Consider the following 26,038-nt stretch of genomic DNA (forward strand, 5'->3'; position numbering starts at 1 on the left):
CGGACGGGGGACCGCGGATCGCCGGGGAGCCCGCCAGTCGCTGCCGGGAACGTCGCCGTCGTGTGGCACCCTGGGTCGGTGGACCGGCTGAAGCAGGACGCGCGAGCGAAGGACCGGCGGGGCCCGACCGCCGGGTCGGCCCGGCGTTCAGCGTCCTCGGGGTCGGCGGGCTCCGGCGATGCGGAGGCCGACTCTCCGCGCGTCGGCCAGTACCGGCCCGCGCGCAAGCCCGCCCAGCGCGTGGGCGACGACCGGTACCGGCCGGGCGGACGCCGCACCAGCGCCGAGCCGCTCGCCGCCTCCTGGAAACCCAAGGACGGCGGCTCCGAGAAGCGCCCAACGCCGAAGAAGAAGCAGTCGCCGTTCGCGCGATTCGTGAAGACCTACGGCTGGCGCGTGTACGCGCTGCCGATCCTGGCCGTGATCACCGTGCTGGTCGCGGTCAACACCGCCTCCGGCCCGTCCGACGCCGGGGTCGCCGGCAGCAGCGGCGAGGTCGCGTCCGGCGACACGTCCTCCGGCGCGATCGACAGCGGCGGCGGCATCCCGGAGAACCCCGCGCAGCCGGTGGACCTCAACGTGCCCACCGCGGATCTGCCCGCCGGCGGCCCTTACACGCAGACGGGCAAGGGCACCTGGCACGTCGTGCCGGGGTCCGGCGACGTCGTGGGCAAGGGTGGGAAGCTCTACACCTACACCGTCGAGGTCGAGGACGGCATCGACCCGGCCAGTTACGCGGGCGACGACAGCTTCGGCACCGCGGTGCAGGGCATTCTGTCCGATCCGCGCAGCTGGACCTGGAATGGCGAGCTCCGGCTGCAGCGGGTCGACGCGAGCTATCCGAACCCGACCTTCCGGGTGAGCCTCACCACGCCGGACACCACGCACCGGCCGGACGCGTGCGGGTTCCAGATCAAATTCGAGGCCTCGTGCTACCGGAGCAGCATGGGCCGGGTGCTGATCAACCTGTCGCGCTGGGTGCGCGGCGCGAAGGCCTACGGCCCGGACATGACGGGGTACCGGCAGTACGCCATCAACCACGAGGTCGGGCACGCGCTGGGCAACCATCACGTGGGCTGTCCCGGAGACGGCAAACCGGCCCCGGTGATGATGCAGCAGACGTTCGGCGTCGCGGACGACTACGTCGCGAAGCTCAACGACATCCCCGGCGGCGACAAGGGCAAGGTCGCCGCGGACCACCACGTGTGCAAGCCGAACGGGTGGCCGAACCCGACTCCGCAGGGCCCGTAACAACGTCCCACGATCTGAGAGCAGGGAAGTGTCTCTTGCGGGCGGGCGTTGAACATACTGGGATCGACTACGCGACCCGCGCGAGTATGGAGGACCCGATGTCAGACACGGCACTGCCGCCGCTCGTCGAGCCGGCAGCCGAGCTCACCAAGGAAGAGGTGGCCCGGTACAGCCGTCACCTGATCATCCCGGACGTCGGGGTGGTCGGGCAGAAGCGGTTGAAGAACGCGAAGGTCCTGGTCATCGGTGCGGGCGGCCTCGGAAGCCCGGCGCTGCTGTACCTGGCGGCCGCCGGCGTGGGCACGCTCGGCATCATCGACTTCGACGTCGTCGACGAATCCAACCTGCAGCGCCAGGTGATCCACGGCCAGTCCGACCTCGGCAAGCTCAAGGCCGCGTCGGCGCAGGAATCGATCGCCGAGATCAACCCGCTGGTGAAGGTGCACCTGCACACCGAGCGCCTGGAATCGGCGAACGCGCTGGAGATCTTCAACCAGTACGACCTGATCCTCGACGGCACGGACAACTTCGCCACGCGCTACCTGGTCAACGACGCGGCGGTGCTGGCGGGCAAGCCGTATGTGTGGGGCTCGATCTTCCGGTTCGAAGGCCAGGTGAGCGTCTTCTGGGAGGACGCCCCGAACGGCAAGGGCCTCAACTACCGGGACCTCTACCCCGAGCCGCCGCCCCCCGGCATGGTCCCGTCCTGCTCCGAAGGCGGCGTACTGGGCGTGCTGTGCGCGTCGATCGGCTCGATCATGGTGACCGAGGCGATCAAGCTCATCACCGGCATCGGAGAGCCGCTCCTCGGGCGGTTGATCTCCTATGACGCGCTGGAGATGAAGTACCGCGAGGTCAAGATCCGCAAGGACCCGGAGACCCCGAAGATCACCGAACTGATCGACTACGAAGCCTTCTGCGGCGTCGTGTCGGACGAAGCCGCCTCGGCCGCCTCGGGCAGCACGCTGACCCCGGCGGAACTGAAGGCCAAGTTCGACGCGGGCGAGGACTTCGCCCTGATCGACGTCCGCGAACCGCACGAGTACGAGATCGTCAACATCAAGGGCGCCACGCTGATCCCGAAGGACCGCATCCTGTCCGGCGAGGCATTGGCGGAGTTGCCGCAGGACAAGCCCATCGTCCTGCACTGCAAGTCCGGCGCCCGCTCGGCCGAGGCACTGGCCGCGCTGCACGCAGCAGGCTTCAAGGACGCCACCCACCTAGGCGGCGGAGTCCTGGCTTGGGCACGGCAGATCGACCCGAGCCTGCCGACTTACTGAGCACCGTTTGGCCGTGAAGGGCTCCTTGAGGGACTTAGATTCCCTGAAGGAGCCCTTCACGGCTTTTTTGGTGACGTGAGGGCCACCCTGAGGAACTCTGATTCCGTGAGGGTTCCCCTCACGACCAGCCGACGGTCCGTGAGGGACCCCTTCACGGACCTGGATTCCCTCAAGGAGCCCTTCACGGCCCGCCCGCTCGCCCCGTGCCCGCTCGGGATGCCGCCCCAATGTGGCATTGGTTGCGTCCCACGCACCGAACGCCACATTGGGTGCGTCAGATGCACCCAATGCCACATTGGGGCGCTAGCCCCACACTGCGAGAAACCGCCGCCGGTGCACTCAACTGTCGGTGCACCCACACCACCCCCGCACCCCGATACGAAGCTCTCCTGCGGTCTGGGGTGGCTTGTCAAGGCATCTTTCCCGCCTTGACAAGCCACCCCAGACCGTCAGCACAATCAAGCTTCGGGGTGCCCACCGCACGCCAGAAAGCAATGTCGCCGCCAGGCGACGAGCCGCCCAACGACCAGCGAGTCTCCCCCATAATCCGACCGCCCCCGGGGTAACCTCCCCCTTTGTGCGGTCAACCCTCGAACGCCCCACCGAACGCGTCTGCAACGCGTTCGGCAGCGACGCCGACGCCATCACCCTCCTCCCGGACTCCGAAACCTGGCACGCCGGCGACGTGGTCTTCAAACGCGTCACCGACCGCTCCCAAGCCCTCTGGACCGCCCGAGCCCTGGACTTCGCCGAGGACCCCGGCCTCCGCATCGCCAAACCGGTCCGCTCACGAGACGGCCGCTGGATCGTCGGGGACTGGTCGGCCTGGCGCTACCTCCCTGGCACCGCCGAACACCGCTGTGACGAAGCGGTTCTCGCCGCGGTACGCCTCCACCGGACCACCGCAGACCTCCCCAGGCCGGACTTCCTCTCCGCCCGCGACGACATCGACGCGGTAGCCGACCGGATCGCCTGGGAAGAACTAGACCGCCCGCTGTCGGAGGAAAAAGGCGGCCGCTGGTTCGAAATCCTCGCCCCGGCCCGCCGTCCGATCAAACTCCCGCACCAGGTCGCGCACGGCGAACTCCTGGCGGGTCTGCTCTTCGACGGTGACGAAGCTCCCGGCGTGGTCGATTTCGTCCCGTACTACCGCCCAGGCGAATGGGGTGCCGCGATCGCCGCGGTCGACTCGCTGATCTGGGGCGGCGCGACCGGAGCTCTCCTGGAGCGCTGGGCCCACCTCCCCGAATGGCCCCAGCTCCTGCTGCGCGCCATCCTCTTCCGTCTCGCCTCGCACGCACTCGACCCCAGGTCCACGAACGCCGCGTTGGACGGCCTGCGCGCGGCGGCCCGCGAGGTCAGCGCGATCCTCTGACTCACTGCGCGCCTCCGCCATGACGGCGGGCAATGTCAACTGCCCGAAACATTCCGGCACGTCGAGGTAACACAGCGTCCTTACCGTCGGGTCATCGCCGACCCGAGGAGCGCCTGTGCCGCACGTCGACACACATTGCCCGTACTGCGCCCTGCAGTGCGGGATGCGCCTGGATGAGACCCGGGTCACCCCAAGGAACTTCCCGGTCAACGCGGGCGGCCTGTGCCAGAAAGGCTGGACCGCCGGCGCCCTGCTGGAATCCGGCGCACGCCTGACCTCGCCGCTGCTCCGCCGAGACGGCGAACTCCAGCCGGTTTCCTGGGACGAGGCACTGGATTTCGTCGCGGACCGACTGCTTGCCTCGCGCCGCGAACACGGTGCGGATTCGGTCGCTGTGTTCGGCGGCGGCGGGCTTACGAACGAAAAGGCTTATCTGCTCGGGAAATTCGCCCGGGTCGCGCTCGGAACGTCGCAAATCGACTACAACGGCCGATTCTGCATGTCCTCCGCCGCCGCGGCCGGGATGCACGCATTCGGCGTCGACCGTGGACTCCCGTTCCCGGTAACCGATCTCGCGAACGCGGACGTCGTCCTGCTCGCCGGGGCGAACCCGGCCGAGACGATGCCGCCGTTCATGCAGCATCTGGAGAGCGCGGAACTGATCGTCATCGACCCGCGCCGCACGCCGACCGCCGAGCGGGCTGCGCTGCACCTCGCCCCGGCACCAGGAACGGATCTTGCACTGGCGTTGGGAATTCTCCACGCGGTCGTCGCCGAAGGACACCTGGACAAGTCCTATGTGGATCTTCGGACGTCCGGGTTCGACGAAATGTGGCGCATCGCCGCGACCTGGTGGCCGGAACGGGTCGAGCGGGTCACCGGGGTCTCGGCCGCGGACCAGCGGCAGGCCGCGGAAATGCTCGCCCGGGCTCGCAACGCGTATGTGCTTACTGGGCGCGGGACCGAACAGCACGCGTCCGGAACCGCGACGGTCGGCGGGTGGATCAATCTCGCGCTCGCACTCGGTTTGCCCGGGCGTGCCGGATCTGGCTTCGGGTGCCTGACCGGACAAGGCAACGGCCAGGGCGGACGCGAGCACGGGCAGAAGGCAGACCAACTGCCGGGCTATCGCAAGATCGACGACCCGGCGGCGCGTGCGCATGTTGCCGAGGTCTGGGGTGTACCGCCGGAAAGCTTGCCGGGGCCGGGGCGTTCCGCGGTCGAGTTGCTCGACGCGCTGGGCGATTCAATCAAGGCCCTGCTGGTGTTCGGAAGCAATCCGGTCGTGTCGGCTCCGCGCTCGTCCCGGGTGCAGGAACGGTTGGCCGGACTGGATCTTCTCGTGGTGGCGGACTTTGTCCTCTCGGAAACCGCGGAGCTGGCCGACGTGGTGTTCCCGGTCCCGCAGTGGGCCGAAGAGGAGGGCACGTTGACCAACCTCGAGGGCCGAGTCCTCTTGCGGCAAAGGTCGATTGAGCCGCCGGACGGAGTACGAAGCGATCTGTCGCTGTTGCGGGATCTCGCGGTCCGAATTGGACAGCCTGCGGAAAGTTTTCCCGACGAGGCGGTGGAAGTCTTCGAGGAGCTGCGAGCCGCGTCGAAGGGTGGAGCCGCGGACTACTCCGGGGTGACTTACCAACGGCTGCGTTCCGGGGAAGCATTGCACTGGCCGGTGCTGGACGAGACCCACCTGGGCACGCCGCGAATGTTCCTCGACGGATTCGCGCATCCAGACGGCCGGGCGCGGTTCGCCGAGGTTGACCACAGTGGACCCGCGGAACTGCCGGACGAGGTTTTTCCGTTGCAGGCGACGACTGGACGAGTGTTGCAGCACTACCAATCCGGTGCGCAGACTCGCCGGATCGCGGAGTTGACGGCGGTCGTGCCGGAGGCGTTCGTCGAGGTGCATCCGGATACCGCGGCGCGGTCCGGGCTGGCCGACGGAGACCACGCGGTGGTGCGGTCGCGGCGCGGGGAGACCGTCGCGCTGGTGCGGTGTGTGCCGTCAATGCGGGCGGACCTCGTCTTCCTGCCGTTCCACTTTCCCGGTGCGGCGCGGGCGAATCTGGTGACCAACCCGGCGCTGGACCCGGTGAGCCGGATGCCGGAGTTCAAGGTGTGCGCGGTGTCGTTGGCGAAGGCGGAAGCATGAGCGCGCGGAACGTCGTCGTCATCGGTTACGGGATGGCCGGGGCCCGGCTCGCGGACGAGATCCGGCGGCGCGATCCGGAAGGCGACCGGGTACGGCTGACCGTGCTCGGCGAGGAGGCGCATCCGGCCTACAACCGGGTGCTGCTGTCCACTGTGGTCGCTGGCGGGATGAGCCCGGACACGGTGCGGCTGCACGATTCCGAGTGGGCCGCGCAGACGCGAGTCGATTTGCGGCTCGGAACGCGGGTGACGCGGATCGACCCGATGCGCCGGGTCGTCTGCACCGAAGACGAGGATTTCCCTTACGACGCGGTCGTCCTCGCGACCGGAGCCGCGCCCTGGCTGCCGCCGGTGGAAGGGCTCGAACTCGGACCGGAGGTCGTGGCGTTCCGCACGCTGGACGACTGCGCGCGCATCGTGGACGCCGCACGTCCGGGCGCGCCGGTTGCGGTGCTCGGCGGCGGGTTGCTTGGCTTGGAAGCCGCACGAGGGCTGGCCGGACGCGGAGCGAACGTCACGGTGGTGCATCCGCAGCCGCATGTGCTGGAACGGCAGCTGGATTCCGGCGCCGGCCGGGTGCTGGCGCGGCGGTTGGCGGAGCTGGGCGTCACGTTCCGATTCGAGGTGACGGCCGCTCGGCACCTGCCCGGAGACGGTCTCAAACTCGATGACGGCAGCTTCGTTCCCGCTGACCTGGTGGTCGTCGCGGCGGGAGTGCGCCCGGAGACGTCGCTCGCCGAAGCCGCCGGGCTCGCGGTGGACCGCGGAATCCTGGTGGACGATCTGCTCCGGACCAGCGACGGCCGGATCCACGCACTGGGCGACTGCGCTCGACACCCGGGTGCGCCGCCGGGATTGGTGCAGCCCGCGTGGGAACAGGCCGCGGTGCTCGCGGACCTGCTCACCGGCTCGGACGCCACGGCACGCTATCGCGGCACCCGCACGGTGACCCGGCTCAAAGCCCGCGACATCGACCTCGCCGCGCTCGGCGAAACGCAGGTGACCAGCGAGGACGCCGCGGCCGAGGTCGTGACCTTCGACGATCCGTCCGGCGGCAGGTACGGCAAGCTCGTCGTCCGCGGCGACCGCGTGACCGGCGCGATCCTGCTCGGCCTGCCGGACGCGGCGGCGACCGTGACGCAGCTGCACGACCGAGGCACGCCGGTCCCCGAAGACCGGCTCGCGGTGCTGCTCGGCCGTGCGCTGCCCGCGGGTGCGCCAACGGCGGCGAGCCCGGCGGATCTTCCTTCGTCCACAGTGATCTGCCGCTGCAACGCGGTGACCAAAGGCCGGCTGATCGAAGCCTGGCGGGGTGGCGCCACCGACGCTGCCGCACTCGCCCGCACCACCCGCGCGACCACGGGATGCGGCAGCTGCCGCGACACGGTCGGCGCGGTCGCGGACTGGCTGGCCGCGCAATGACCGCCCCCCGTAACGAGGAGGACGCCATGACCCGCCGTTGGATCGAGCACTGGGATCCCGAGGACGACGAGTTCTGGGAATCGACCGGCAAGCGCGTCGCCCGGCGCAATCTGTGGTTTTCCGTGTTCTCCGAGCACATCGGCTTCTCGATCTGGACACTGTGGTCGGTCGTGGTGCTGTTCATGGGCCCGGCCTACGGGTTCAGCGCGGCGGACAAATTCCTGCTCGTCTCCACCCCGACGGTGGTCGGCGCGATCATGCGGATCCCGTACACCTTCGCGGTCGCGCGCTTCGGCGGTCGCAATTGGACAGTCATCAGCGCGGTGCTGCTGCTCATTCCGACGGTGCTGACCGCCATCGTGCTGCACCCGGGTACCTCGCTGGGCACCTTCGTGCTGATGGCCGCGCTCGGCGGCGTCGGTGGCGGCAACTTCGCTTCGTCGATGACGAACATCAACACCTTCTATCCCGAACGGCACAAAGGCTGGGCACTCGGGTTGAACGCCGGCGGCGGAAACCTCGGTGTCGCGGTGATTCAGCTCGTCGGACTTCTCGTCATCGGCACCGCTGGTGCGACCGCGCCGCGATTGGTGCTCTACATCTACCTTCCCCTGATCGTCATCGCCGCCACCTGCGCCGCGTTGTTCATGGACAACTTGGCCAGCGTTCGCGGGGACACCAAAGCGATGCGCGAGGTAGTCCGTTATGGACACACCTGGGTCATGTCGCTGCTGTACGTCGGCACGTTCGGTTCCTTCATCGGCTACAGCTTCGCCTTCGGTTTGGTGCTGCAGAACCAGTTCGGCCGGACGCCGTTGCAGGCGGCCGCGGTGACGTTCCTCGGTCCGCTGCTGGGTTCGCTGTCCCGGCCGATCGGCGGATGGCTGTCGGACCGCATCGGCGGCGGCCGCGTCACCTTCGCGACGTTCGGCGCGATGGCGTTGGCGACCGTGGTGCTGGTGCTGGCTTCCTCGGCGGACTCGCTGGCGACATTTACCGCCGCGTTCATCGTTTTATTCGTGCTCACCGGAATCGGCAACGGATCGACGTACAAGATGATCCCGGCGATCTTCCAGGTGAAGGCACAGGCGGCGATTCAGGCTGGTGCGGACGCGACGGCGGAACTGCGCAACGCGCGGCGGCTGTCCGGCGCGTTGATCGGGCTGGCCGGTGCGATCGGTGCGCTGGGCGGGTTGTTCATCAACCTCGCGTTCCGGCAGTCGTTCGCCGAAGCGCACAGCGGCGTTCCCGCGTTCGTCGGATTCCTGGTCTTCTACGCGGTGTGCGTGGGTGTGACGTGGTTCGGCTATCTGCGCAAGCCAGCGGTGCGCGCGCAGGTGGCGTTGGCAGGAGCGGAGGTCTGAAATGCCCACAGTGGTGGTTGCCGGGCACGGCATGGTCGCGCACCGGTTCGTGGAGGCACTTCGCGCGGCGGACAAGGCGGGCGAGTGGCGGGTCGTTGTCTTCGGCGAGGAGAACCGTCCCGCTTACGACCGGGTCGCGCTGACCTCCTATGTGGACAGCTGGGATCCGGCCGCGTTGGCGTTGCCGGGATCGGACTACGCGGACGACGACACGGTCGACCTTCGGCTCGGCGAAGTCGTCGTGTCGGTGGATCGTGAAGCCAAGACGGTGACGACGGCGTCCGGACATGTCGAGTCGTATGACTCGCTGGTGCTGGCGACCGGTTCGCGTCCGTTCGTGCCGCCGGTGCCGGGGCGGGATCTGCCGGGTGTGTTCGTGTACCGGACGATCGAAGACCTCGACGCGATTCGGGCCGCCGCAGAACGGCAGGGTCGCGGCCGTCGTGCAGCGATGGTGATCGGTGGCGGTCTCCTCGGTCTCGAAGCAGCGAAGGCATTGCGGGACATGGGGTTGTCGCCGCACGTGGTGGAGATGGCACCGCGGTTGATGCCATTGCAGGTCGACGATGGCGGCGGCGGTCTGTTGCGACGGCTGATCGCCGACCTTGACGTGACTGTCCACACCGGAACCTCGACGGATGCGATCGAGGCGGACGGTACGCGGTTGCTGGCTCGGTTGGGCAACGGCACGGAGTTGGACGTCGACCTGGTGGTCTTCTCCGCCGGGGTCCGTCCTCGGGACGACTTGGCTCGCGAGTCCGGTTTGGACGTTGGCGAGCGCGGCGGCGTGCTGGTCGACGCGACGTGCCGGACCAGCGATTCGTCGGTGTACGCGATCGGCGAGTGCGCGGCGGTCGAGGGCCGGGTGTACGGCATCGTCGCGCCGGGATACGCGATGGCTGAGGTGGTCGCGGCGCAGCTCGCCGGCACGACGGCGAGCTTCCCCGAACCGGACACCGCGACGAAGCTGAAGCTGATGGGCGTGGACGTCGCCAGCTTCGGCGACGCGCACGCCGTCACCGAAGGAGCGCTGGAAGTCGCGGTGAACGACGCCGTGGCCGGGACCTACAAGAAGCTCGTGGTGACCGACGACGGCCGGACGCTGCTCGGCGGGGTCCTGGTCGGCGACGCGGCGGAGTACAACACGCTGCGGGCGTTGGTCGGCCGTCCGCTGCCCGCCGACCCGGGCGCGTTGCTCGCCCCGGCCGGCGGCGGTGCGGCGGTCGGCGTGGACGCGTTGCCGGACGAGGCGCAGGTCTGTTCGTGCAACGGGGTTTCCAAGGGCGCGCTGACCCGGGCGATCACTGAGGACGGTTGTGATTCGGTCGGGAAGCTGAAGGCGTGCACGCGCGCGGGAACGTCATGCGGCTCGTGCGTGCCGATGCTGGCGAAGCTGCTGAACGCGTGCGGCGTCGAGCAGTCGAAGGCGTTGTGCGAACACTTCACGCAGTCTCGTGCGGAGCTGTTCGAGATCATCCGTGCGACGCAAATGACGACGTTCAGCGAGGTAGTGAGCCGGTACGGCACCGGGACGGGTTGTGCGGTTTGCAAGCCCGCGGTGGCGTCGATTCTGGCGACGCTGGGCAACGGGCACATTCTCGGCGGCGAGCAGGCGGCGCTACAGGACACGAACGACCGGTTCCTGGCGAACATGCAGCGCAACGGCAGCTATTCGGTGGTGCCGCGGATTCCCGGCGGCGAGATCACGCCGGAGAAACTGATGGTGATCGCTCAGGTCGCGCAGGATTTCGGGCTGTACACGAAGATCACCGGCGGACAGCGGATCGACCTGTTCGGGGCCACTGTGGACCAGCTGCCGGACATCTGGCGGCGACTGGTCGACGCGGGCTTCGAGTCCGGGCACGCGTACGGAAAGTCTTTGCGGACGGTCAAATCCTGTGTCGGATCGACCTGGTGCCGCTACGGGGTGCAGGACAGTGTGGGGCTGGCGATCGATCTGGAGCTGCGGTATCGCGGACTGCGGTCGCCGCACAAGATCAAGGCCGGAGTATCGGGTTGTGCGCGCGAATGCGCCGAAGCGCGCGGCAAGGACTTCGGCGTGATCGCCACCGAACACGGTTGGAACCTTTACGTCGGCGGCAATGGCGGAGCGACGCCGCGACACGCGGAACTGCTGGTGTCTGATGTGGACACCGAAACGCTGGTGCGCACGATTGACCGGTTCCTGATGTTCTATGTGCGCACGGCGGATCGGTTGCAGCGCACGGCACCGTGGATCGAGGAGCTCGACGGCGGGCTCGACCACCTGCGTGCGGTGATCGTGGACGACAGTCTCGGCATCTGCGAGGACCTGGACGCGGCGATGGCGAAACACATCGAGGGTTACACCGACGAATGGCGAGGAGTGTTGGAGGATCCGGACAAGCTGGCGCGGTTCAGTTCGTTCGTGAACGCGCCGGGGACGCCGGACCCGTCGATCTCGTTCCGTGCGGAGCGGGAGCAGAAGATCCCGGTGCTGCTGGGAGTTCCGGAGGTGCGGCGATGACCATGACTTCATCCTGGACCGCGGTGTGCGCGGCGGCGGAGATCCCGGAGTTCTCCGGAGCGGCGGCGCTGATCGACGGCCACCAGGTCGCGGTGTTCCACGCCGGAGACGGCTGGTACGCACTGTCCAATTGGGACCCGTGCAGCGGCGCGGCGGTGCTGTCGCGTGGGATCGTCGGCGACGCCGGGGGAGAGCCGGTGGTCGCGTCGCCGGTCTACAAGGAACGGTTCTCGCTTCGCAGCGGCGCGTGTCTCGACGCGGAAGGCGTTTCGGTGCCGGTGTATCCGGTTCGCGTACGGGACGGGGTGATCGAGGTGGGCTCGCCGTGACGGACGTCCGGCCGTTGGCCGGGTTCACGGTGGGAATCACGGCAGCGCGCCGAGCTGAAGAGCTGGGCGCGCTGCTTGTGCGCCAGGGTGCGGCCGTCCGGTACGGACCGGCGATCCGGATCGTGCCGCTGGCCGACGACACCGAATTGCACGCGGCGACGATGCGGTTGCTGGAATCCCCAGTGGACATCGTGGTCGCGACGACCGGGATCGGCTTCCGCGGCTGGATCGAGGCCGCGGAAGGCTGGGGTCTCGGCGAAAAGGTGCTGGACCATCTGTCGGACGCCTCGTTGCTCACTCGCGGTCCGAAGGCAGCCGGGGCGGTGCGCACGGCCGGGTTGGCGGAGGACTACTCACCCGCGTCGGAGAGCAGTGCGGAGCTGTTGCAGTACCTCACGCAGTCCGGAGTGGACGGACGACGGATCGCGTTGCAGTTGCACGGCGAGCCATTGCCGTACTTCGCGGAGACTCTTCGGCAGGCGGGTGCCGAGGTGATCGAGATCCCGGTGTACCGCTGGGTGGCTCCGGCTGATCCGGGGCCGCTGGACCGGCTGTTGGACGCGGTCCTGGAAGGCACGATCGACGCGTTGCCGTTCACGAGTGCGCCCGCTGCCGCGTCCACGGTCGCGATGGCGCGGCGGACCGGTCGGCTCGCTGCGTTGATCGAGGTGTTGAGCACCCGCGTGGTCGTGGCGTGCGTAGGCCCGATCGCGGCCGCGCCGCTCGCTTCGCTCGGCATTCCGACTGTCCAACCGAGACGGTCGCGGATCGGAGCGCTAGCGAGAACGGTCGCGGACGCCTTGGTCACCGCCTCGCCGACGCTGTATGCCGCCGGACATGTATTGCAGATCCGCGGGACCGGCGCGCTGGTGGACGGCGAATGGCGCGAGATCGCTCCGGCCCCGATGGCGCTTCTGCGTGCGCTCGCGCGACAGCCCGGCCGGGTGGTCGCGCGCCGGGAGTTGTCCGCCGAGCTTCCGTCCGGCGGCGAGGCGCACGCGGTGGAGACGGCGATCGGCCGGTTGCGGACGTCTCTCGGCGGTGCCGGTGTGGTGCAGACGGTGGTCAAGCGCGGGTACCGGCTGGCAGTGAATCCCGGCGACACCCCAGCGTCGATCGGCTAGCCTCGGCACGGTGCGGATGGTCCCGATTCCGCCGGGAACGGTGACGCTCACCGACCGGCGGACAGAACGCAGTTGGACAGTCGACGTGCCCGCTTTCGAGCTTGGCGCGTTCCCGGTCACCCAGGAGCAATACGACGGCGGCGATGGTCTCCCCGCCGTCGAGGTGTCCTGGTTGGACGCGGTGCGGTTCTGCAACACACTGTCCGAACGGGACGGACTGGCAGCGGCGTATCGCGTTGACGGCGGAGAAGTGGCGTGGGACCGGTCCGCGTCCGGCTACCGGCTGCCTACTGAAGCCGAATGGGAACACGCCTGCCGCGCGGGAACTGAGGGTTCGAGGTACGGCGACCTGGACGAGATCGCCTGGTACGAAGGAAATTCCGGCGGTCGGCTGCATCCGCCTGGCGAGAAGCGTCCGAACGCCTGGGGTGTTCACGATCTGCTGGGCAACACGTGGGACTGGTGCTGGGATCTCTACGATCCGGCGGTCTACGGCGAGTACCGGGTGCTCAAGGGCGGCGGCTGGGCGGACGAGCACTGGAGCGTCCGGGTGTCGGTGCGTCGGCGGAGCCACCCGACGTTCCGGGTGGACGACGTCGGCTTTCGCGTCGCGCGGTCCAGTTAGGACTGCGCGGAGTCCCACCAGGACAGAATCCGGGCACCGTACAACGTGAGCCACTTCGAAGGTTCGCCGGCCGGGACGTCGACCTCGAACCACATGTCGCCGGGCAGTCGACCGTCCTGCAGCCAAGTTCCGTCTGGCTGCCGGGCGGCGCGAACCCGTTCCACGGCGTCGGCGAGGCGCGGGTCGGGCGGAATGTCGTCCACGACGGCGGCTTCGCGGAAGTATTCGAGGGCGTTGATCGCGCTGTAGTGCCACCGCGTCGGGTACGCGAAGTGGTCGACCCAGGGAGCCACCTGTTCGCCGGTCGAAAGCCGATAGAGCAGACGACGCTTCAGCAGGTACTCCTCACCGGCGCGGCGGGCGGCGTGCGTCTCGTCGGTCCCGCCGGTCGCGATGTCGTAGGCGAGCAAGCCTTTCACCGCGTTCAGCGTCGAGTGGAAGGACGAGCGCTTCGAGTCCTCGACCCATTCGCAGTTCCAGCCGCCGTCGGCCATCTGGTGCTCGGTGAACCAGCGGGCGAGCCCGGAGACGTCGACGCCGAGCCAGCCGCCGTTCGCGATCGTCCAGGCGTTGATGCAGACGTCGACCTCGCCGCCCCAGTACGGTAAATCGTCGTATTCCCACCGGGAATTCTCCGCGAGCAATTCAGCGGTGCGATTGGCGCGCAAGACCGCGGGATCCATTCCCCATTCCCGCAGCATATTGAGCGACCACGTGGTGGCTGTCCACGGCTGCCCGGTATCGGGACCGGGCGTGAATCGCGCCGGGAAGTAAGCACCGCCCGCCCACTGACCGTCCGGGTCCTGCCGGGCGAGGAGCTGCGCGCCGAAGCCCTCGGTCGCGATCTTGTGCCGGGTGGCCGTCCAGACCTCGGGCGGCGCGTCCGCCAAGTCACGTTCGACCTGCCAGCGCAGCGCCGGGTCGGAGTCGAGCAGCCATTTCAGCACGTCAGAAACTGTAGCCCGCCGGTCAAGCCCAGGTCACGGAAAAGTCCTGGTAACCCCGCGCGGTCGCGGCCCGGGCCGCCTCGTCCTCGGCCGCCGCGCGGTCCGGGCGGCGGAGCGGATCGAATTCGGCGAGCGTGAAAGTCAGCCGTTTGCCGGACGCCTTCATGCGCCAAGTGCCCAGAATCTCGCCGTCGACCAAAAGCGCACCCGGGCTGCCGAGAATTTTCCACACCTCTTTCGCCCGTGCTTTGTCCGGCACGAGGACGGCTTTGTCGCGGCCCTGAGTGTACGGATCGAGCGGCGGCAACAGGCGTACTCCGGCAGGCGACGGCGGGTTCTCCAGCGCGGCCAGCCGGTCATTCGGGATGAAGGCCCGTCGACTGTCCACTTTGACCTCGGTGACCGCGGCAGGCCACGTTTCGTTGATGCACGTCTTCGCGGTGCCGACGAAACCGGCCGCGTCGCCCGGCGTCGCGGGTCCGTTGAAGCGCAAATACTGCTCAAGCACCCGCGAAACCGCCGCCGGAACCGGGCGCGTGGACATCCGTCCGCGACCTTCCAGCGGCGCGAGCGTCGCCGGACTCTGCCCGGCTTCGAGCCTCGTTCCGCCGTGGAGGGCAGCGACACGCATGAGCTGTTCGTGCACGTGAGTGGCGTTGCAGCCACGGCACCACCGGCTGAACGAGGGCGGCAACAACTTCGTGATTTCCCCGCTCACCGCCCCCTTGGTCATCGGCTTGGTGACGACCTTGCGGATCGCCCGCGCGGTGGTGAACACAATGTCCACTGGGGACTCCGCTGCCGCCTGGATGTCCTTCTTCTGCCACAACATCCGCGCCAGCGCGTCCGGATCGCCGATGGGCACTAAAGCGGCTGCCAGCTCCGGCAGATCCGCGCGCCGGTGGAAATGCGGCGCGCCCCGGTGCGACCACACCAGGGCGAGCCGCTGATCGTCCACAAGAGACTCCGGCGTGACCGGACCAGGCATCCGGGCCGCCAGCGAGAGCAAAGCGGTGTCGCGCATGCTGTCCTGCAGACCCAGGTCCAGCAGCGGCAGGTCGTACGGATCGGCGACGGAGCGGTGCAGCCCCTGCTCGGCGATCCGGTACGCCAGCGCCTGTTCGCGCGACACCTCCAGCATCCCGGCCTCCTTCAGAGCGTGTAATCGAAGGTGTACGACACCGTCGGCTCGCCCAGTACGCCGTGCACTGTCCCGGATCCGCCGATTCCGGCCAGTTCGCCGGTCCCGGAGCCCGGCACGACCTCGAATTTCGAGCTGATGCTCTTCGGGTCGAAGCTCCACTCCTGGCGGACGACGAACGTGCCGCGGCGGCCGTCGACAGTGCCCTCGAACCGGTCGTAGCCCGGCGACGTGGTCGCGCCGCCGTCGTAGCCCTCGCCCGGGTAGTACAGCAGGTAGTCGCCCGTGGCCGCACCCTGGATCACGCCCGAGTAGTCCATCGCGGCGTGTACGTACGCGACGCGCGGGCCGCCCTCCTCGCCGCTCGCCACGTGCTCTTCCCACTTCGTCATGCCAAACGTGTTCATGCCGCTTACTCAATCACCTATACCTGCCATCTTGTGTCAGGTATTTCAGTCATACTTGCCCCATGCGTGCCGGCCGTTTGCTCACCGTGCTTCTCCTGCTGCAGAACCGCGGCCGGATGACCGCCGAAGAACTGGCCGCTGAGCTGGAGGTTTCGGTCCGGACCGTGTACCGGGACATCGAGGCGCTGTCGGCCTCGGGCGTGCCGGTCTACGCCGACCGCGGCCGCAGCGGCGGCTACCAGCTCGTCGACGGCTACCGGACCCGGCTGACCGGGCTCAACGAGGACGAAGCCCAGTCGCTGGCGCTGGCCGGGCTCCCGGTGGCGGCCGCGGAGCTGGGGCTCGGCACGGTGCTCGCGGCGGCGCAGCTGAAGCTGTACGCCGCGTTGCCGCACGAACTGCGCAGCCGCGCCGGCCGCGTCGCCGAACGCTTCTACCTCGACGTTCCCGGCTGGCATCGCGGCATCGAAAGCCTGCCGACCCTGTCCGCGGTCGCCGACGCGGTCTGGGCCGGGCGACGGGTCCGCGTCCGGTACGAACGATGGGGCCAGCGCGAGGTCGAGCGGGTGCTGGAGCCGCTCGGGCTGATCCTCAAAGCAGGCAACTGGTACCTCGCCGCCCGGTGCGAGGGGACCGATCGCACCTACCGGATTTCGCGCATCCACGAGCTGACCGACCTCGGCGAGGAGTTCGAGCGACCGGCGGAATTCGACCTCGCTCGTTACTGGCAGGAGTGGTCGGAGCAGTTCGAACGCCGGATGTACCCCCGAAAGGCGACAGTCCGCCTCTCGCCGAGGGCCCAAGCTCTCGTACCGTTCTACGCGGGCAGCGTCGGTGCCCGGGCGCTGCGCGAGGCAACCGCCGCCGGAGCGGAACCGGACAGCGACGGATGGTTGACAATCGACCTGCCGGTCGAACCGGGAGAAGCCGCGATTGGCGAACTGCTGCGGTTCGGGCCGCATCTGGAGGTGCTCGCGCCGGAGGGGCTGCGGACGGAACTGGCGGCGGCGATCCGGGAGATGGGGCAGGCGTATGAGTGAGTGCGGCGGGTTCGGCTGGCTGCCCGCCTTCGCCGGAGACAGGACGAGCGGATGAGCGAGCTGATCGGGTTTTCGCAAGAGACGGGGCAAGCGAATGGGTGAGCTGGACGGCGTGCGGATCGGCGTCACGGCCGAGCGGCGCGCGGACGACCTGATCGGCGCGTTGCTCCGGCACGGCGCGGAAGTGCGGCACGCGCCGACGATCACGATCGTCCCGTTGGCCGACGATCCGGAACTGCGTCGCGGCACCGAAGCCGTGCTCGCCGCGCCGGTCGACCTCACCGCGGTCACCACCGGGGCCGGGTTCCGCGGCTGGCTCGACGCGGCCGAGGGCTGGGGACTTCGCGAGGCGCTGCTGGACGCACTGGCCGGGTCGCGCATCTTCGCGCGCGGGCCGAAAGCGGTCGGCGCGGTGCGGGGCGTCGGCCTGCGCGAGGAGTACTCCGCGCCCGGCGAGACCAACGACGAGCTGTTCGGCGCGCTCACCGAAGCCGGTGTCGAGGGCGCGCGCGTCGCGCTGCAACTGCACGGGGCGCCGCTGCCGGAGTTCACCGATCCGCTCGCCGCGGCCGGGGCGTCGGTGCTCGCCGTGCAGCCTTACCGCTGGCACACGCCGCCGGATGCGGAGCCGGTGTTCTCGTTGATCCGCGAAGTGCTGTCCGGAGAACTGGCCGCGTTGGTGTTCACCAGCGCCCCGGCCGCGACGAATTTCCTGACCCTCGCCGACGAATCCGGCCACGGCGCCGAGCTGCGCGAGACCCTGCGCGGCGGCACGGTCGTCTGCGCGTGCGTCGGTCCGGTGACTGCAGCGCCGTTGGAGGCAGCCGGGATCAGCACGTTACAGCCGGAGCGTCAGCGGCTCGGAGCGTTGGTGAAGCTGGTGGTCGCGAAGCTCGGTTAGGACGCTTCGGCCTGCTGTCGTCCCGCAGCCTCTTCGCTGAGACCTTGTCGCCAGTAGCCGGTGAAGCAGATGGCTGTCTTGTCGAAGCCGCGCTCGCGGACAAGGTGTCGCCGAACGAGCTTCACGACGCCTGCTTCGCCGGAGACCCACGCGTACGGCGTGCCGTTAGGCAGCTCAGCCGCGCGTACGGCGTCTACGAGCGCTTCGCCGTGCGTACGCGCACCGCGGACCACCCAGTGCACCTCGACGACACCGTTGGTCTCGAAGGTCTGTCGCTCCGCGCGGTCCGGAATCTCGACGTACACCGACGCGCGCGCCGACTGCGGCAACCGCTCGAGGATCCCGCCGATCGCCGGCAGCGCGGTTTCGTCGCCGACCAGCAGCTGCCACGTCGTCCCGTCCGGCACGTCGTACAGCCCGTGCGGCCCGAGGAACGCCACCCGGCCGCCGACCTCCGCCTGCCCCGCCCACGTCGATGCTGGGCCGCCGCTCTCCTCGTGCAGCACGAAGTCGACGTCCACCTCGCCGGTCTCCGGACGCGCCGCGCGCACCGTGTACGTCCGCATCGGCGGCCGGACCTCGTCGGGCATCGCGAGGTACCGGCGATACCAGGACAGGACGTCGTCCTCGCCCACCTCGGCGGGCGGCAGGTGCGGCTCCTCGTCGCCGGGGAGGGGGAAGAACACCTTCACGTACGCGTCCGGCGCCGCCGGGCCCGCCGCCGCGAGCCCCGGGCAGTCGAAGGTGACCCGCGCCATGTGCGGAGTGACCCGCCGGACCGCGGTGACCCTGCCGGGGTGGTAAGTCAGGACGCTCATGAGGTGAGGCTAACCTAAAACGGGTGGGGCGGGCTATGGCCGAGGAGGATGGCGGACGCCACGGTTTGCCGGGTTCGGTGGCGTCGGTCGGGGTGCGGTTGTGGTCGGCGGGGCCAGGGTGTGGTGAGGCCACGGCGCTTTCCGGATTGGGAGGTGGCGTCGCTCAAGGGCACCGGGTGGTCGGCACGCCGAGGTGCGGGTCGTGCGCGACGGCCCGGTCAGGTGCGGCCCGGACCAAGCGGCGGGTTTCGGCAGAGGTCCGTGAAGGACTCCTTGGGGGAATCAGAGTCCCTCGGGGAGTCCTTCACGGTCGTCAGTATCGCGGACGCCGCAGCGTCAGCAGGAAGCTAAAGCCGTCACTAGAACAAGCCGACCGGCTCGTCCTCCCCGTGCTCGTCCCCGTCCGGGCTCCAGCGGTACTTCCGCAGGTCCACCTTGCCGCCGTCCGCGAGGACGCCCTCGGCGCGCAGTCGCTCCAGCTGTTCGTGCAGCAGATGCGGCGCGGGGGTCCCGTTCGCGCGGAGGATGCGGTGCCAGGGCAGGTCGTGGCCGTCCTCGGCGAGGGCGCGGCCGACCATGCGCGGAGAGGGAGCACCGGAGAGCGCTGCGACGTCGCCGTACGTCGCGACTGTCCCCGCGGGTACGTCGGCGATGACTGCGCGTATCCGCTCGTGCAGTTCGTCGTTCATGACCCGGGGAATGATAGTCCCGCCGAGGGGTGTGCCGGTGCGCCACCCGGGTGAGCGGGCATGGTTCCATCGCTGATGTGCACGTGCGGAGAGCAGGGACTGGGCAGGCGCGGCTGGTGCGCCCGCCGGTCCCCGCCGCACCCACGTTCACCTGGGACGAGGACGCTCGACGGCTGCTGTCGGCGCCCGCGGGATTCCGCCGCGTGCTCGGCGGGCCGGGCACCGGGAAGACGGCGCTGCTCGCCACCGCGGCCGCGCGCCGGATCGCCGAGGGGGCGGATCCGGAGAGCGTGCTGCTGCTCACGACGTCTCGGCGGGCCGCCGACGCGCTGCGCGCCGACCTCACGCGGCGGCTCACGTCGGACCCGGATCAGGAGTCTCCGCTGCCGCGCACGGTGAGTGAACCGCTTGTGCGCACAGTGCATTCGTACGCGTTTTCCTTGCTGCGTCTGGAAGCTCGCGCCGAGGAACTGCCGCCGCCGCGGTTGCTGGCAGGGGCGGAGCAGGACGTCGTCGTGCGCGAACTGCTGGAGGGCGACCTGGAGGCGGGCGCGACCGACTGGCCGGAGCAACTGCGTCCGGCGCTGACCGTGCCCGGGTTCGCCGAGGAGCTGCGCGACCTGCTGATGCGGGCGGCCGAACGCGGGCTCGGGCCGGAGGATCTGACTGAACTCGGGCATCGCCAGGACCGCGAGGAGTGGGTCGCGGCGGGGCACTTCTGGGCGCAGTACGAGGAGGTCACCCAGCTGCAGGGGGCGGGCGGCAACGCGCTGGGCCTGCCTGCCGCGCCCGCGCTGGACGCCGCGGAGCTGGTGACGTCGGCGTTGCTCGCGCTGGAGGACGACGAGGAATTGCGCGAACGCGAGCGCGGCCGGGTCCGGCATTTGTTCGTGGACGACGCGCATCACCTGGATCCGTTGCAGGTTCAGCTGATCCGCACGATCGGGCACACCGCGGAGGAGTTCGTGGTGGCAGGCGATCCGGATCAGTCGGTGTTTTCCTTCCGCGGCGCGGACCCGAAACTGTTCGCCGATTCCGACAATGACGGCGACCGGACGGTCATGTTGACCACCTCGCACCGGCTCGCTCCGACGGTCCGGGCGGCGGTCGCGAAGCTCGGTGCGACGTTGCCGGGTGCCTCCCCGCATCGGAAGTTGGTTACCCCGCAAGGGAAACGCGGCGGCAAGGTGCGGGTGCGGCTGATGCCGACTCCGGCGGCGGAAGCCAGCTGGATCGCCGACCAGCTTCGGCGGGCGCATCTCGTTGACGGAGTCCCGTGGTCGGAGATGGCGGTGCTGGTCCGGTCTCCAGCACGGACTTTCCTTGTGCTGCAACGCGCCTTGCGCGCTGCTGGGGTGCCGATCGGTTCGGCCACTGAGGAATTGCCGCTGGCGAAGCATTCCGCGGTACGGCCGTTGCTGGCGGTGTTGCGGATCGCGGCGGAGCCGGAATTGCTGGACGTCGACATCGCGGAGATGTTGCTGTCCTCGTCGCTCGGCGGAGCGGATCCGTTGGCGTTGCGACGGTTGCGGCGCGGTCTTCGTCGGCTGGAGTTGGCTGGCGGCGGGCAGCGGTCCAGTGATGAATTGCTGGTGGAAGCGTTGCGAGGCGGGGACATTCTCGTCGGTCTCGCTGACAACGAGGCGTTGCCGGTTCGCCGGGTCGGCAAGCTGTTGAGCGTCACGCACCAGGCGGTGAGCCGCGGCGAAAGCGTCGAGCAGGTGCTGTGGGAGCTGTGGCAGGCGAGCGGGCTGCAGGAACGGTTGCTGCGTCTGGTGGATCGCGGCGGCTCGCTCGGTGCGCAGGCTGATCGCGACCTGGACGCCGTGGTGGCGTTGTTCGACGCGGCAGGCCGGTATGCCGATCGGTTGCCCAAGGCGAGCGTCGCGGCGTTCGCGGATTACCTGTCGTCGCAGAACATCGCGGGGGACACGCTCGCACCGGCGGCGATTCCGGGCGAAGGGGTTTCCCTGCTGACGGCGCACGCGTCGGCGGGTCGCGAGTGGACAGTGGTCGCGGTCGCCGGGGTGCAGGAGGGCGCGTGGCCGGATATGCGGCTGCGTGGCTCGTTGCTGGGTGTCGAACGGCTGGTCGACCTGCTGTCCGGAGTGGACGAACACGACAAGGTGTCCGCTATCGCGCCGATCCTCGCCGAGGAGCGGCGGCTGTTCTACCTCGCGGCGAGCCGCGCGCGCCGGACGCTGCTGGTGACCGCGGTCGCCGGGGAAGACGAGCAGCCGTCCCGGTTCCTCGACGACCTTGAGGAGAACGGCGCCGACGACGGCATGCTCGACTCCCGGATGAAACCGCCGGGCCGGTCGCTCGTGCTGGCCGAACTGGTCGGCGAGTTGCGCGAGGTCGTGTGCGACGACAAGACGGATCCGGAACGCCGGAAGCGGGCGGCGAAACAGCTCGCCCGGCTGGCCGCGGCCGGGGTTCCCGGGGCGCATCCGGACACTTGGTACGGATTGATGGAAGCGTCCACAGAGGACCCGGTGCACGGGCCTGGCGACCTGATGCGGATCTCGCCGTCCACTGTGGAGATCCTGGTGAAGTGCCCGCTTCGCTGGCTGATCGAACGGCACGGCGGCAGCGATCCGGCGCAGCTGGCGGCGGTGACCGGAACTCTGGTGCACGGTTTGGCGCAGGCGATCGCGGGCGGCAGCACGGAGGAGCAGATCCAGGCTGCGCTGGACGAAGCGTGGGTGCGCGTCGACGCCGGCGCGCCGTGGTTCTCCCGACGCGAACGGTCGCGGGTGGAGCAAATGCTGCGCAACTTCGTGTCGTGGCTGGAAAAATCGCGGCAGGAGCTGATCGAGGCCGGGGTCGAGCAGGACATCGAGGTCGAGTTGCCGATGGGCGACGAAGAGGTGCGCGTGCTGCTGCGCGGGCGCGTCGACCGGGTCGAGATGGACAAGGACGGCCGTCCGGTGATCGTGGACATCAAGACCGGCAAGGTCCCGGTGTCCGGCGCGGACGCGGAGAAGCACCCGCAGCTCGCGGCGTACCAGCTGGCGGTGCTGCTGGGCGCGGTCGAGGGCAAGACGACACCCGGCGGCGCGAAGCTCGTGTATGTCGCGAAGGGGAACAACAAAACCGGGGCCACCCAACGGGATCAGCCGCCGATGGACGAGGACAACGGGCGCGAGTGGCTGGAACTGGTGCGCTCGGCCGCGGCCGCCGCGGTCGGTCCGGACTACCAGGCGCACGAGAACGCCGACTGCGACCGGTGCCCGGCGCGCGGTTGCTGCCCGTTGCGTCCGGAAGGCCGGCAGGTGACCGGACCGTGAGCCCGGTGGTGATCGCCAATCCCGTCGGGCCCGCGGAAATCGCCGACGCACTGGGATTGCACCGGCCGACGCCCGAGCAGGCGACCGTGATCGCGTCGCCGGTCGAGCCGTCTCTGGTCGTCGCGGGCGCGGGCGCGGGGAAGACCGAAACCATGGCCGCGCGCGTGGTGTGGTTGGTGGCTAACGGAATCGTGAGCCCGGAACGCGTGCTCGGGCTGACCTTCACCCGGAAAGCCGCGCGTCAGCTCGGGGAGCGAGTGCGGGCGCGGTTGCGGCGGCTCGCCGGTTCGGGGCTGCTGGAGCGGATCGATCCGTCGGGCGCGTTGCGGGCCACTGTGGTCGCCGGTGAGCCGACGGTGCTGACTTATCACGCGTACGCCGGGCGTTTGCTTTCGGAGCATGGGTTGCGGCTTCCGGTGCAGCCTGGTGTCCGGTTGCTGTCGGAGACTTCGTCGTGGCAGCTGGCGCATCGAGTGGTGTCCACTTGGGACAATGACCTGGACACCGACCGCGTGCCGCCGACGGTCACCGCGCAGCTGCTCGCTTTGGCCGGGGAACTGGGCGAGCATCTGATCTCGACGGAGAAGCTCGGGCAATACACCGAGTGGCTGTGCGAGGTCATCGAGAATGCGCCACGCGCCAAAGGCCAGCGCGCGTCGCTGCCGGTGAAGCTGCAGGAAGTGCTGGCAGCGCAACGGTTCCGGCTGGCACTGCTGCCGCTGGTCGAGGATTATCATCGCCGCAAACGGGCGGAAGGTGCGCTCGACTTCGCGGATCAGATGTCTCTCGCGGCGCAGCTCGCCGACGGGTATCCGGCGGTGGTGGCGGGGGAGCGCGAGCGGTACGGGGCGGTGCTGCTGGACGAATACCAGGACACCGGGCACGCGCAACGAGTGTTGCTGCGGTCGTTGTTCGGCGGCGTTGAGCATGCGCCGATGCCGGTGACCGCGGTCGGCGACCCGGCGCAGGCGATTTACGGCTGGCGCGGCGCGAGCGCGGCGAACCTGCCCCGGTTCACCACGGACTTCCCGCGCCGTGGCGAGGAACGGCTCGAAACGGCGCACGAATTCGGGCTGCTTACCAGTTTCCGCAATCCGCCGGAAATCCTGGAACTGGCCAACGCGATTTCGGAACCGCTGCGGCAGCGCGGACTTGGCGTGGAACGGTTGCGGGCGCGGGACGGTGCCGGTCCGGCGGACATCGCGGTCGCGCTGTTGCCGGATGTGCGCGCGGAACGCGAATGGGTTGCTGACGCGATGGCCCAGCGTTGGCATGCGGAGAAAGAAGAATCCGGCAAGCCGCCGACCGCCGCGGTGCTGGTGCGCCGCCGGGCGGACATGGCGCCGATCGCGGCGGAAATGCGGATGCGCGGGCTGCCGGTGGAGGTCGTCGGCCTCGGCGGGTTGCTGGACGAACCTGAGGTCGCCGACCTCGTGTCCACCCTGCGGGTGCTCGCCGATCCGCTGGCCGGCAGCGCGGCCGCTCGATTGCTGACCGGTGCGCGCTGGCGGATCGCGGCGGCGGACGTCGCGGCGTTGTGGCGGCGGGCCAACGAACTCACCTCACCCGAGCCTCGGGTGAAGGAGGGCGAAGAGCCGGAACTAGTTGCCGAACGCGCGGAACAGGCCGGGCTGATCGACGCCGTCGACGAACCCGGTGCGCCTGAGCGGTATTCCGCGGAGGGCTACCGGCGAATTCGCCGTCTGGGCGCGGAATTGACCGCCTTGCGCCGTCGGTTGGATCAGTCGCTGCCGGAATTGGTGGCGGATGTCGAACGCACGATGCTGCTCGACGTTGAATCGCTCGCCCGACCTGGGTCAGCGGGTCGCGCGCATTTGGATGCTTTTGCCGAAGTCGTTACTGACTACGCGGAGACAGCGCCGACAGCGACTCTCTTGTCCTTTGTGGACTACCTGAACACCGCTGCGCACGCGGAAGACGGGCTAACACCTGGTGAGGTGCAGGTGGTTCCGGATCGCGTGCAGGTGCTCACCGTGCACTCCGCCAAGGGGCTGGAGTGGGAAGTGGTGGCGGTACCGCATCTGGTCGCTGAGGTGTTCCCGGGCAAGCGTCGTTCGTCGTCGTGGTTGCGTACTTCTACCGCGCTGCCCGCGCATTTGCGCGGTGACGCGGCGGATCTGCCGAAGCTGCAGATCGCGGAAGGCTATGACCGCAAAGAAGTGCAGGAAGCGCTGGAACTGCACGAGGAAGGATTCGTCGCCCGCGAGGCCGACGAGGAACGACGGTTGTGTTACGTCGCGCTGACCCGTTCCGAGCGGGCGCTGCTCGTTTCCGGGCATTGGTGGAACGAAAGCAGTACGCGAGCCAAAGGGCCGTCGATCTTCCTCTCCGAAATCGCCGAGGTGATGAACGAGGCCGATCCGCCGCTGGGCGTGGTGGACGTCTGGGCCGAGGAACCGGAGGAGGGCGAGGAGAACCCGCTGGTCGCGGACTCTCGCACGGCGCAGTGGCCGGTGGACCCGCTGGGCGAGCGGCGGTCCGGCGTCGCCACCGGGGTGGATCTGCTGCTGGCGGAAATGGCCGTCCTGGAAGAGGAACCGGAGCGCGAACCGGAAGCCGAGCCGCTTCCGGCCGCTGACGACGACGAAATCCCGTTGCCGCCGGAACCCGAGGACGAAGAAGAATTCCTGCCGGACGACGAGTACTTCGAAGACGACGAGGACGTCATCGATCCGGAAGACCCGGACGGCTGGGCTGCCGACACCGACGTCCTCCTCGCCGAACGCGCGCGCTCGCAGTCCACTGTGGATCGCGTTGCGCTGCCCGCGCAGCTGAGCGTGAGCCAGTTGGTGGACCTGGCGTCCGATGCGGACGCTCTGGCGCAACGCCTGCGCCGTCCGCTTCCGTTGCCGCCCAATACTTTCGCTCGTCGCGGCACCGCGTTCCACAGCTGGCTGGAGCAACGGTTCTCCGGCGACCGGCTGCTGGAGATCGACGACCTCCCGGGCGCGGCCGACGTCGGCGAAGCACCGGATACCGATTTCGAATCCCTGCAAGAAGCTTTCGAGAACAGCGAATGGGCCGACCGGGTCCCGGTCGCCGTGGAGGTGCCGTTCTCCGCGGACGTCGAAGGCATTACCTTGCGCGGCCGGATGGACGCGGTGTACGCGGACCCGGACGGCGGCTGGACCGTCGTGGACTGGAAAACCGGTTCCGTCCCGTCCGAAGAACGGCTGCCGGCCTTGGCTATTCAGCTCGGTGCGTACCGATTGGCATGGGCCGCGCTGAAGAAAGTGCCGGTGGAACGGGTGCGTGCGGCCTTCCACTATGTCCGGCATGGACACACGCTGCGCCCGGCCGACCTGCTGGACGCGGAAGGCCTGCGCGCCTTGCTGCGCAACGTTCCGCAGGAATAGA

General features: G+C 69.1%; 19 protein-coding genes. 14 read left to right on the forward strand and 5 right to left on the reverse strand.

The window, feature by feature from the left end; genetic code table 11:
- Positions 1-78 precede the first annotated feature (78 nt).
- From WA670_RS36530 to WA670_RS36575, 10 genes are all read left to right on the forward strand, one after another.
- Entirely contained in the window at positions 79-1,251 is a 1,173-nt protein-coding gene (locus WA670_RS36530) for a DUF3152 domain-containing protein (RefSeq protein ID WP_336160811.1), read from the forward strand.
- Positions 1,252-1,349: 98 nt separating this feature from the next.
- Entirely contained in the window at positions 1,350-2,531 is a 1,182-nt protein-coding gene (moeZ, locus tag WA670_RS36535) for an adenylyltransferase/sulfurtransferase MoeZ (protein WP_037816386.1), read from the forward strand.
- Between the two features lie 577 nt (positions 2,532-3,108).
- Positions 3,109-3,906 carry a TIGR02569 family protein gene (locus tag WA670_RS36540; protein WP_336160812.1) on the forward strand — a complete coding sequence of 266 codons (798 nt, stop codon included), beginning with the start codon at positions 3,109-3,111 and terminating at the stop codon, positions 3,904-3,906.
- Positions 3,907-4,021: 115 nt separating this feature from the next.
- A complete protein-coding gene (locus tag WA670_RS36545) occupies positions 4,022-6,058 on the forward strand; it encodes a molybdopterin oxidoreductase family protein (protein ID WP_336160813.1) in 2,037 nt (678 codons plus the stop codon).
- Entirely contained in the window at positions 6,055-7,479 is a 1,425-nt protein-coding gene (locus tag WA670_RS36550; RefSeq protein ID WP_275295801.1) for an FAD-dependent oxidoreductase, read from the forward strand. The genes WA670_RS36545 and WA670_RS36550 overlap by 4 nt, the downstream gene beginning before the upstream one ends.
- Before the next feature lie 26 nt (positions 7,480-7,505).
- Positions 7,506-8,843, forward strand: a complete 1,338-nt coding sequence (locus tag WA670_RS36555; protein WP_336160815.1) for a nitrate/nitrite transporter — start codon at positions 7,506-7,508, stop codon at positions 8,841-8,843.
- 1 nt (position 8,844) lies between these two features.
- Entirely contained in the window at positions 8,845-11,349 is a 2,505-nt protein-coding gene (nirB, locus tag WA670_RS36560; RefSeq protein ID WP_336160817.1) for a nitrite reductase large subunit NirB, read from the forward strand.
- A complete protein-coding gene (nirD, locus tag WA670_RS36565) occupies positions 11,346-11,678 on the forward strand; it encodes a nitrite reductase small subunit NirD (protein WP_370318216.1) in 333 nt (110 codons plus the stop codon). Before nirB ends, nirD begins: the two co-directional genes overlap by 4 nt.
- The gene (locus WA670_RS36570; protein WP_336160819.1) at positions 11,675-12,802 is read left to right on the forward strand and encodes a uroporphyrinogen-III synthase; all 1,128 of its coding nucleotides are present in this window, start codon (positions 11,675-11,677) and stop codon (positions 12,800-12,802) included. Before nirD ends, WA670_RS36570 begins: the two co-directional genes overlap by 4 nt.
- A 10-nt stretch (positions 12,803-12,812) precedes the next feature.
- Complete coding sequence (locus WA670_RS36575) at positions 12,813-13,427, forward strand: formylglycine-generating enzyme family protein (RefSeq protein ID WP_336160821.1); 615 nt, start codon at positions 12,813-12,815, stop codon at positions 13,425-13,427.
- Here the strand turns inward: WA670_RS36575 and WA670_RS36580 are convergent.
- The 3 genes from WA670_RS36580 to WA670_RS36590 are packed head-to-tail and all read right to left on the reverse strand — an operon-like array spanning position 13,424 to position 15,922.
- Positions 13,424-14,374, reverse strand: a complete 951-nt coding sequence (locus tag WA670_RS36580) for a squalene cyclase (protein ID WP_336160823.1) — start codon at positions 14,372-14,374, stop codon at positions 13,424-13,426. The genes WA670_RS36575 and WA670_RS36580 overlap by 4 nt on opposite strands.
- A gap of 22 nt (positions 14,375-14,396) precedes the next feature.
- Positions 14,397-15,515 carry a winged helix DNA-binding domain-containing protein gene (locus WA670_RS36585; RefSeq protein WP_336160825.1) on the reverse strand — a complete coding sequence of 373 codons (1,119 nt, stop codon included), beginning with the start codon at positions 15,513-15,515 and terminating at the stop codon, positions 14,397-14,399.
- A gap of 11 nt (positions 15,516-15,526) precedes the next feature.
- A complete protein-coding gene (locus tag WA670_RS36590; RefSeq protein WP_037815834.1) occupies positions 15,527-15,922 on the reverse strand; it encodes a DUF3224 domain-containing protein in 396 nt (131 codons plus the stop codon).
- Between the two features lie 62 nt (positions 15,923-15,984).
- Between WA670_RS36590 and WA670_RS36595 the strand changes: the two genes are divergently transcribed.
- Both WA670_RS36595 and WA670_RS36600 read left to right on the forward strand, forming a co-directional pair.
- Positions 15,985-16,962, forward strand: a complete 978-nt coding sequence (locus WA670_RS36595; protein ID WP_037815832.1) for a helix-turn-helix transcriptional regulator — start codon at positions 15,985-15,987, stop codon at positions 16,960-16,962.
- A 94-nt stretch (positions 16,963-17,056) separates the two neighbouring features.
- Positions 17,057-17,863 (forward strand): uroporphyrinogen-III synthase, encoded by an 807-nt coding sequence (locus WA670_RS36600; protein ID WP_134668915.1) that lies wholly within the window; start codon positions 17,057-17,059, stop codon positions 17,861-17,863.
- Here the strand turns inward: WA670_RS36600 and WA670_RS36605 are convergent.
- Together WA670_RS36605 and WA670_RS36610 are read right to left on the reverse strand one after the other, a co-directional pair.
- Positions 17,860-18,681, reverse strand: coding sequence for a siderophore-interacting protein (locus WA670_RS36605; RefSeq protein WP_336160831.1), 822 nt, complete (start codon positions 18,679-18,681; stop codon positions 17,860-17,862). The genes WA670_RS36600 and WA670_RS36605 overlap by 4 nt on opposite strands.
- 359 nt (positions 18,682-19,040) lie before the next feature.
- Entirely contained in the window at positions 19,041-19,370 is a 330-nt protein-coding gene (locus WA670_RS36610; protein ID WP_336160833.1) for an MGMT family protein, read from the reverse strand.
- A gap of 116 nt (positions 19,371-19,486) precedes the next feature.
- On the opposite strand from WA670_RS36610, the gene WA670_RS36615 reads away from it, so the two are divergent.
- Both WA670_RS36615 and WA670_RS36620 read left to right on the forward strand, forming a co-directional pair.
- Positions 19,487-22,660 (forward strand): ATP-dependent helicase, encoded by a 3,174-nt coding sequence (locus WA670_RS36615; RefSeq protein ID WP_336160834.1) that lies wholly within the window; start codon positions 19,487-19,489, stop codon positions 22,658-22,660.
- On the forward strand, positions 22,657-26,037 hold the full coding sequence (locus tag WA670_RS36620; protein WP_336160835.1) for an ATP-dependent helicase: 3,381 nt from the start codon (positions 22,657-22,659) through the stop codon (positions 26,035-26,037). The genes WA670_RS36615 and WA670_RS36620 overlap by 4 nt, the downstream gene beginning before the upstream one ends.
- Position 26,038 lies beyond the last annotated feature (1 nt).

This window comes from Amycolatopsis sp. VC5-11 (assembly GCF_037034185.1).
GTDB classification, from domain to species: Bacteria; Actinomycetota; Actinomycetes; order Mycobacteriales; family Pseudonocardiaceae; genus Amycolatopsis; species Amycolatopsis nivea.

Coding starts and splice junctions, on each gene's coding strand:
- moeZ (WP_037816386.1), top strand. CDS start 1,350: ATGTCAGACACGGCACTGCCGCCGCTCGTCGAGCCGGCAGCCGAGCTC.
- WA670_RS36550 (WP_275295801.1), top strand. CDS start 6,055: ATGAGCGCGCGGAACGTCGTCGTCATCGGTTACGGGATGGCCGGGGCC.
- WA670_RS36555 (WP_336160815.1), top strand. CDS start 7,506: ATGACCCGCCGTTGGATCGAGCACTGGGATCCCGAGGACGACGAGTTC.
- nirB (WP_336160817.1), top strand. CDS start 8,845: ATGCCCACAGTGGTGGTTGCCGGGCACGGCATGGTCGCGCACCGGTTC.
- nirD (WP_370318216.1), top strand. CDS start 11,346: ATGACCATGACTTCATCCTGGACCGCGGTGTGCGCGGCGGCGGAGATC.
- WA670_RS36585 (WP_336160825.1), bottom strand. CDS start 15,515: ATGCTGGAGGTGTCGCGCGAACAGGCGCTGGCGTACCGGATCGCCGAG.
- WA670_RS36590 (WP_037815834.1), bottom strand. CDS start 15,922: ATGAACACGTTTGGCATGACGAAGTGGGAAGAGCACGTGGCGAGCGGC.
- WA670_RS36595 (WP_037815832.1), top strand. CDS start 15,985: ATGCGTGCCGGCCGTTTGCTCACCGTGCTTCTCCTGCTGCAGAACCGC.
- WA670_RS36600 (WP_134668915.1), top strand. CDS start 17,057: ATGGGTGAGCTGGACGGCGTGCGGATCGGCGTCACGGCCGAGCGGCGC.
- WA670_RS36605 (WP_336160831.1), bottom strand. CDS start 18,681: ATGAGCGTCCTGACTTACCACCCCGGCAGGGTCACCGCGGTCCGGCGG.
- WA670_RS36610 (WP_336160833.1), bottom strand. CDS start 19,370: ATGAACGACGAACTGCACGAGCGGATACGCGCAGTCATCGCCGACGTA.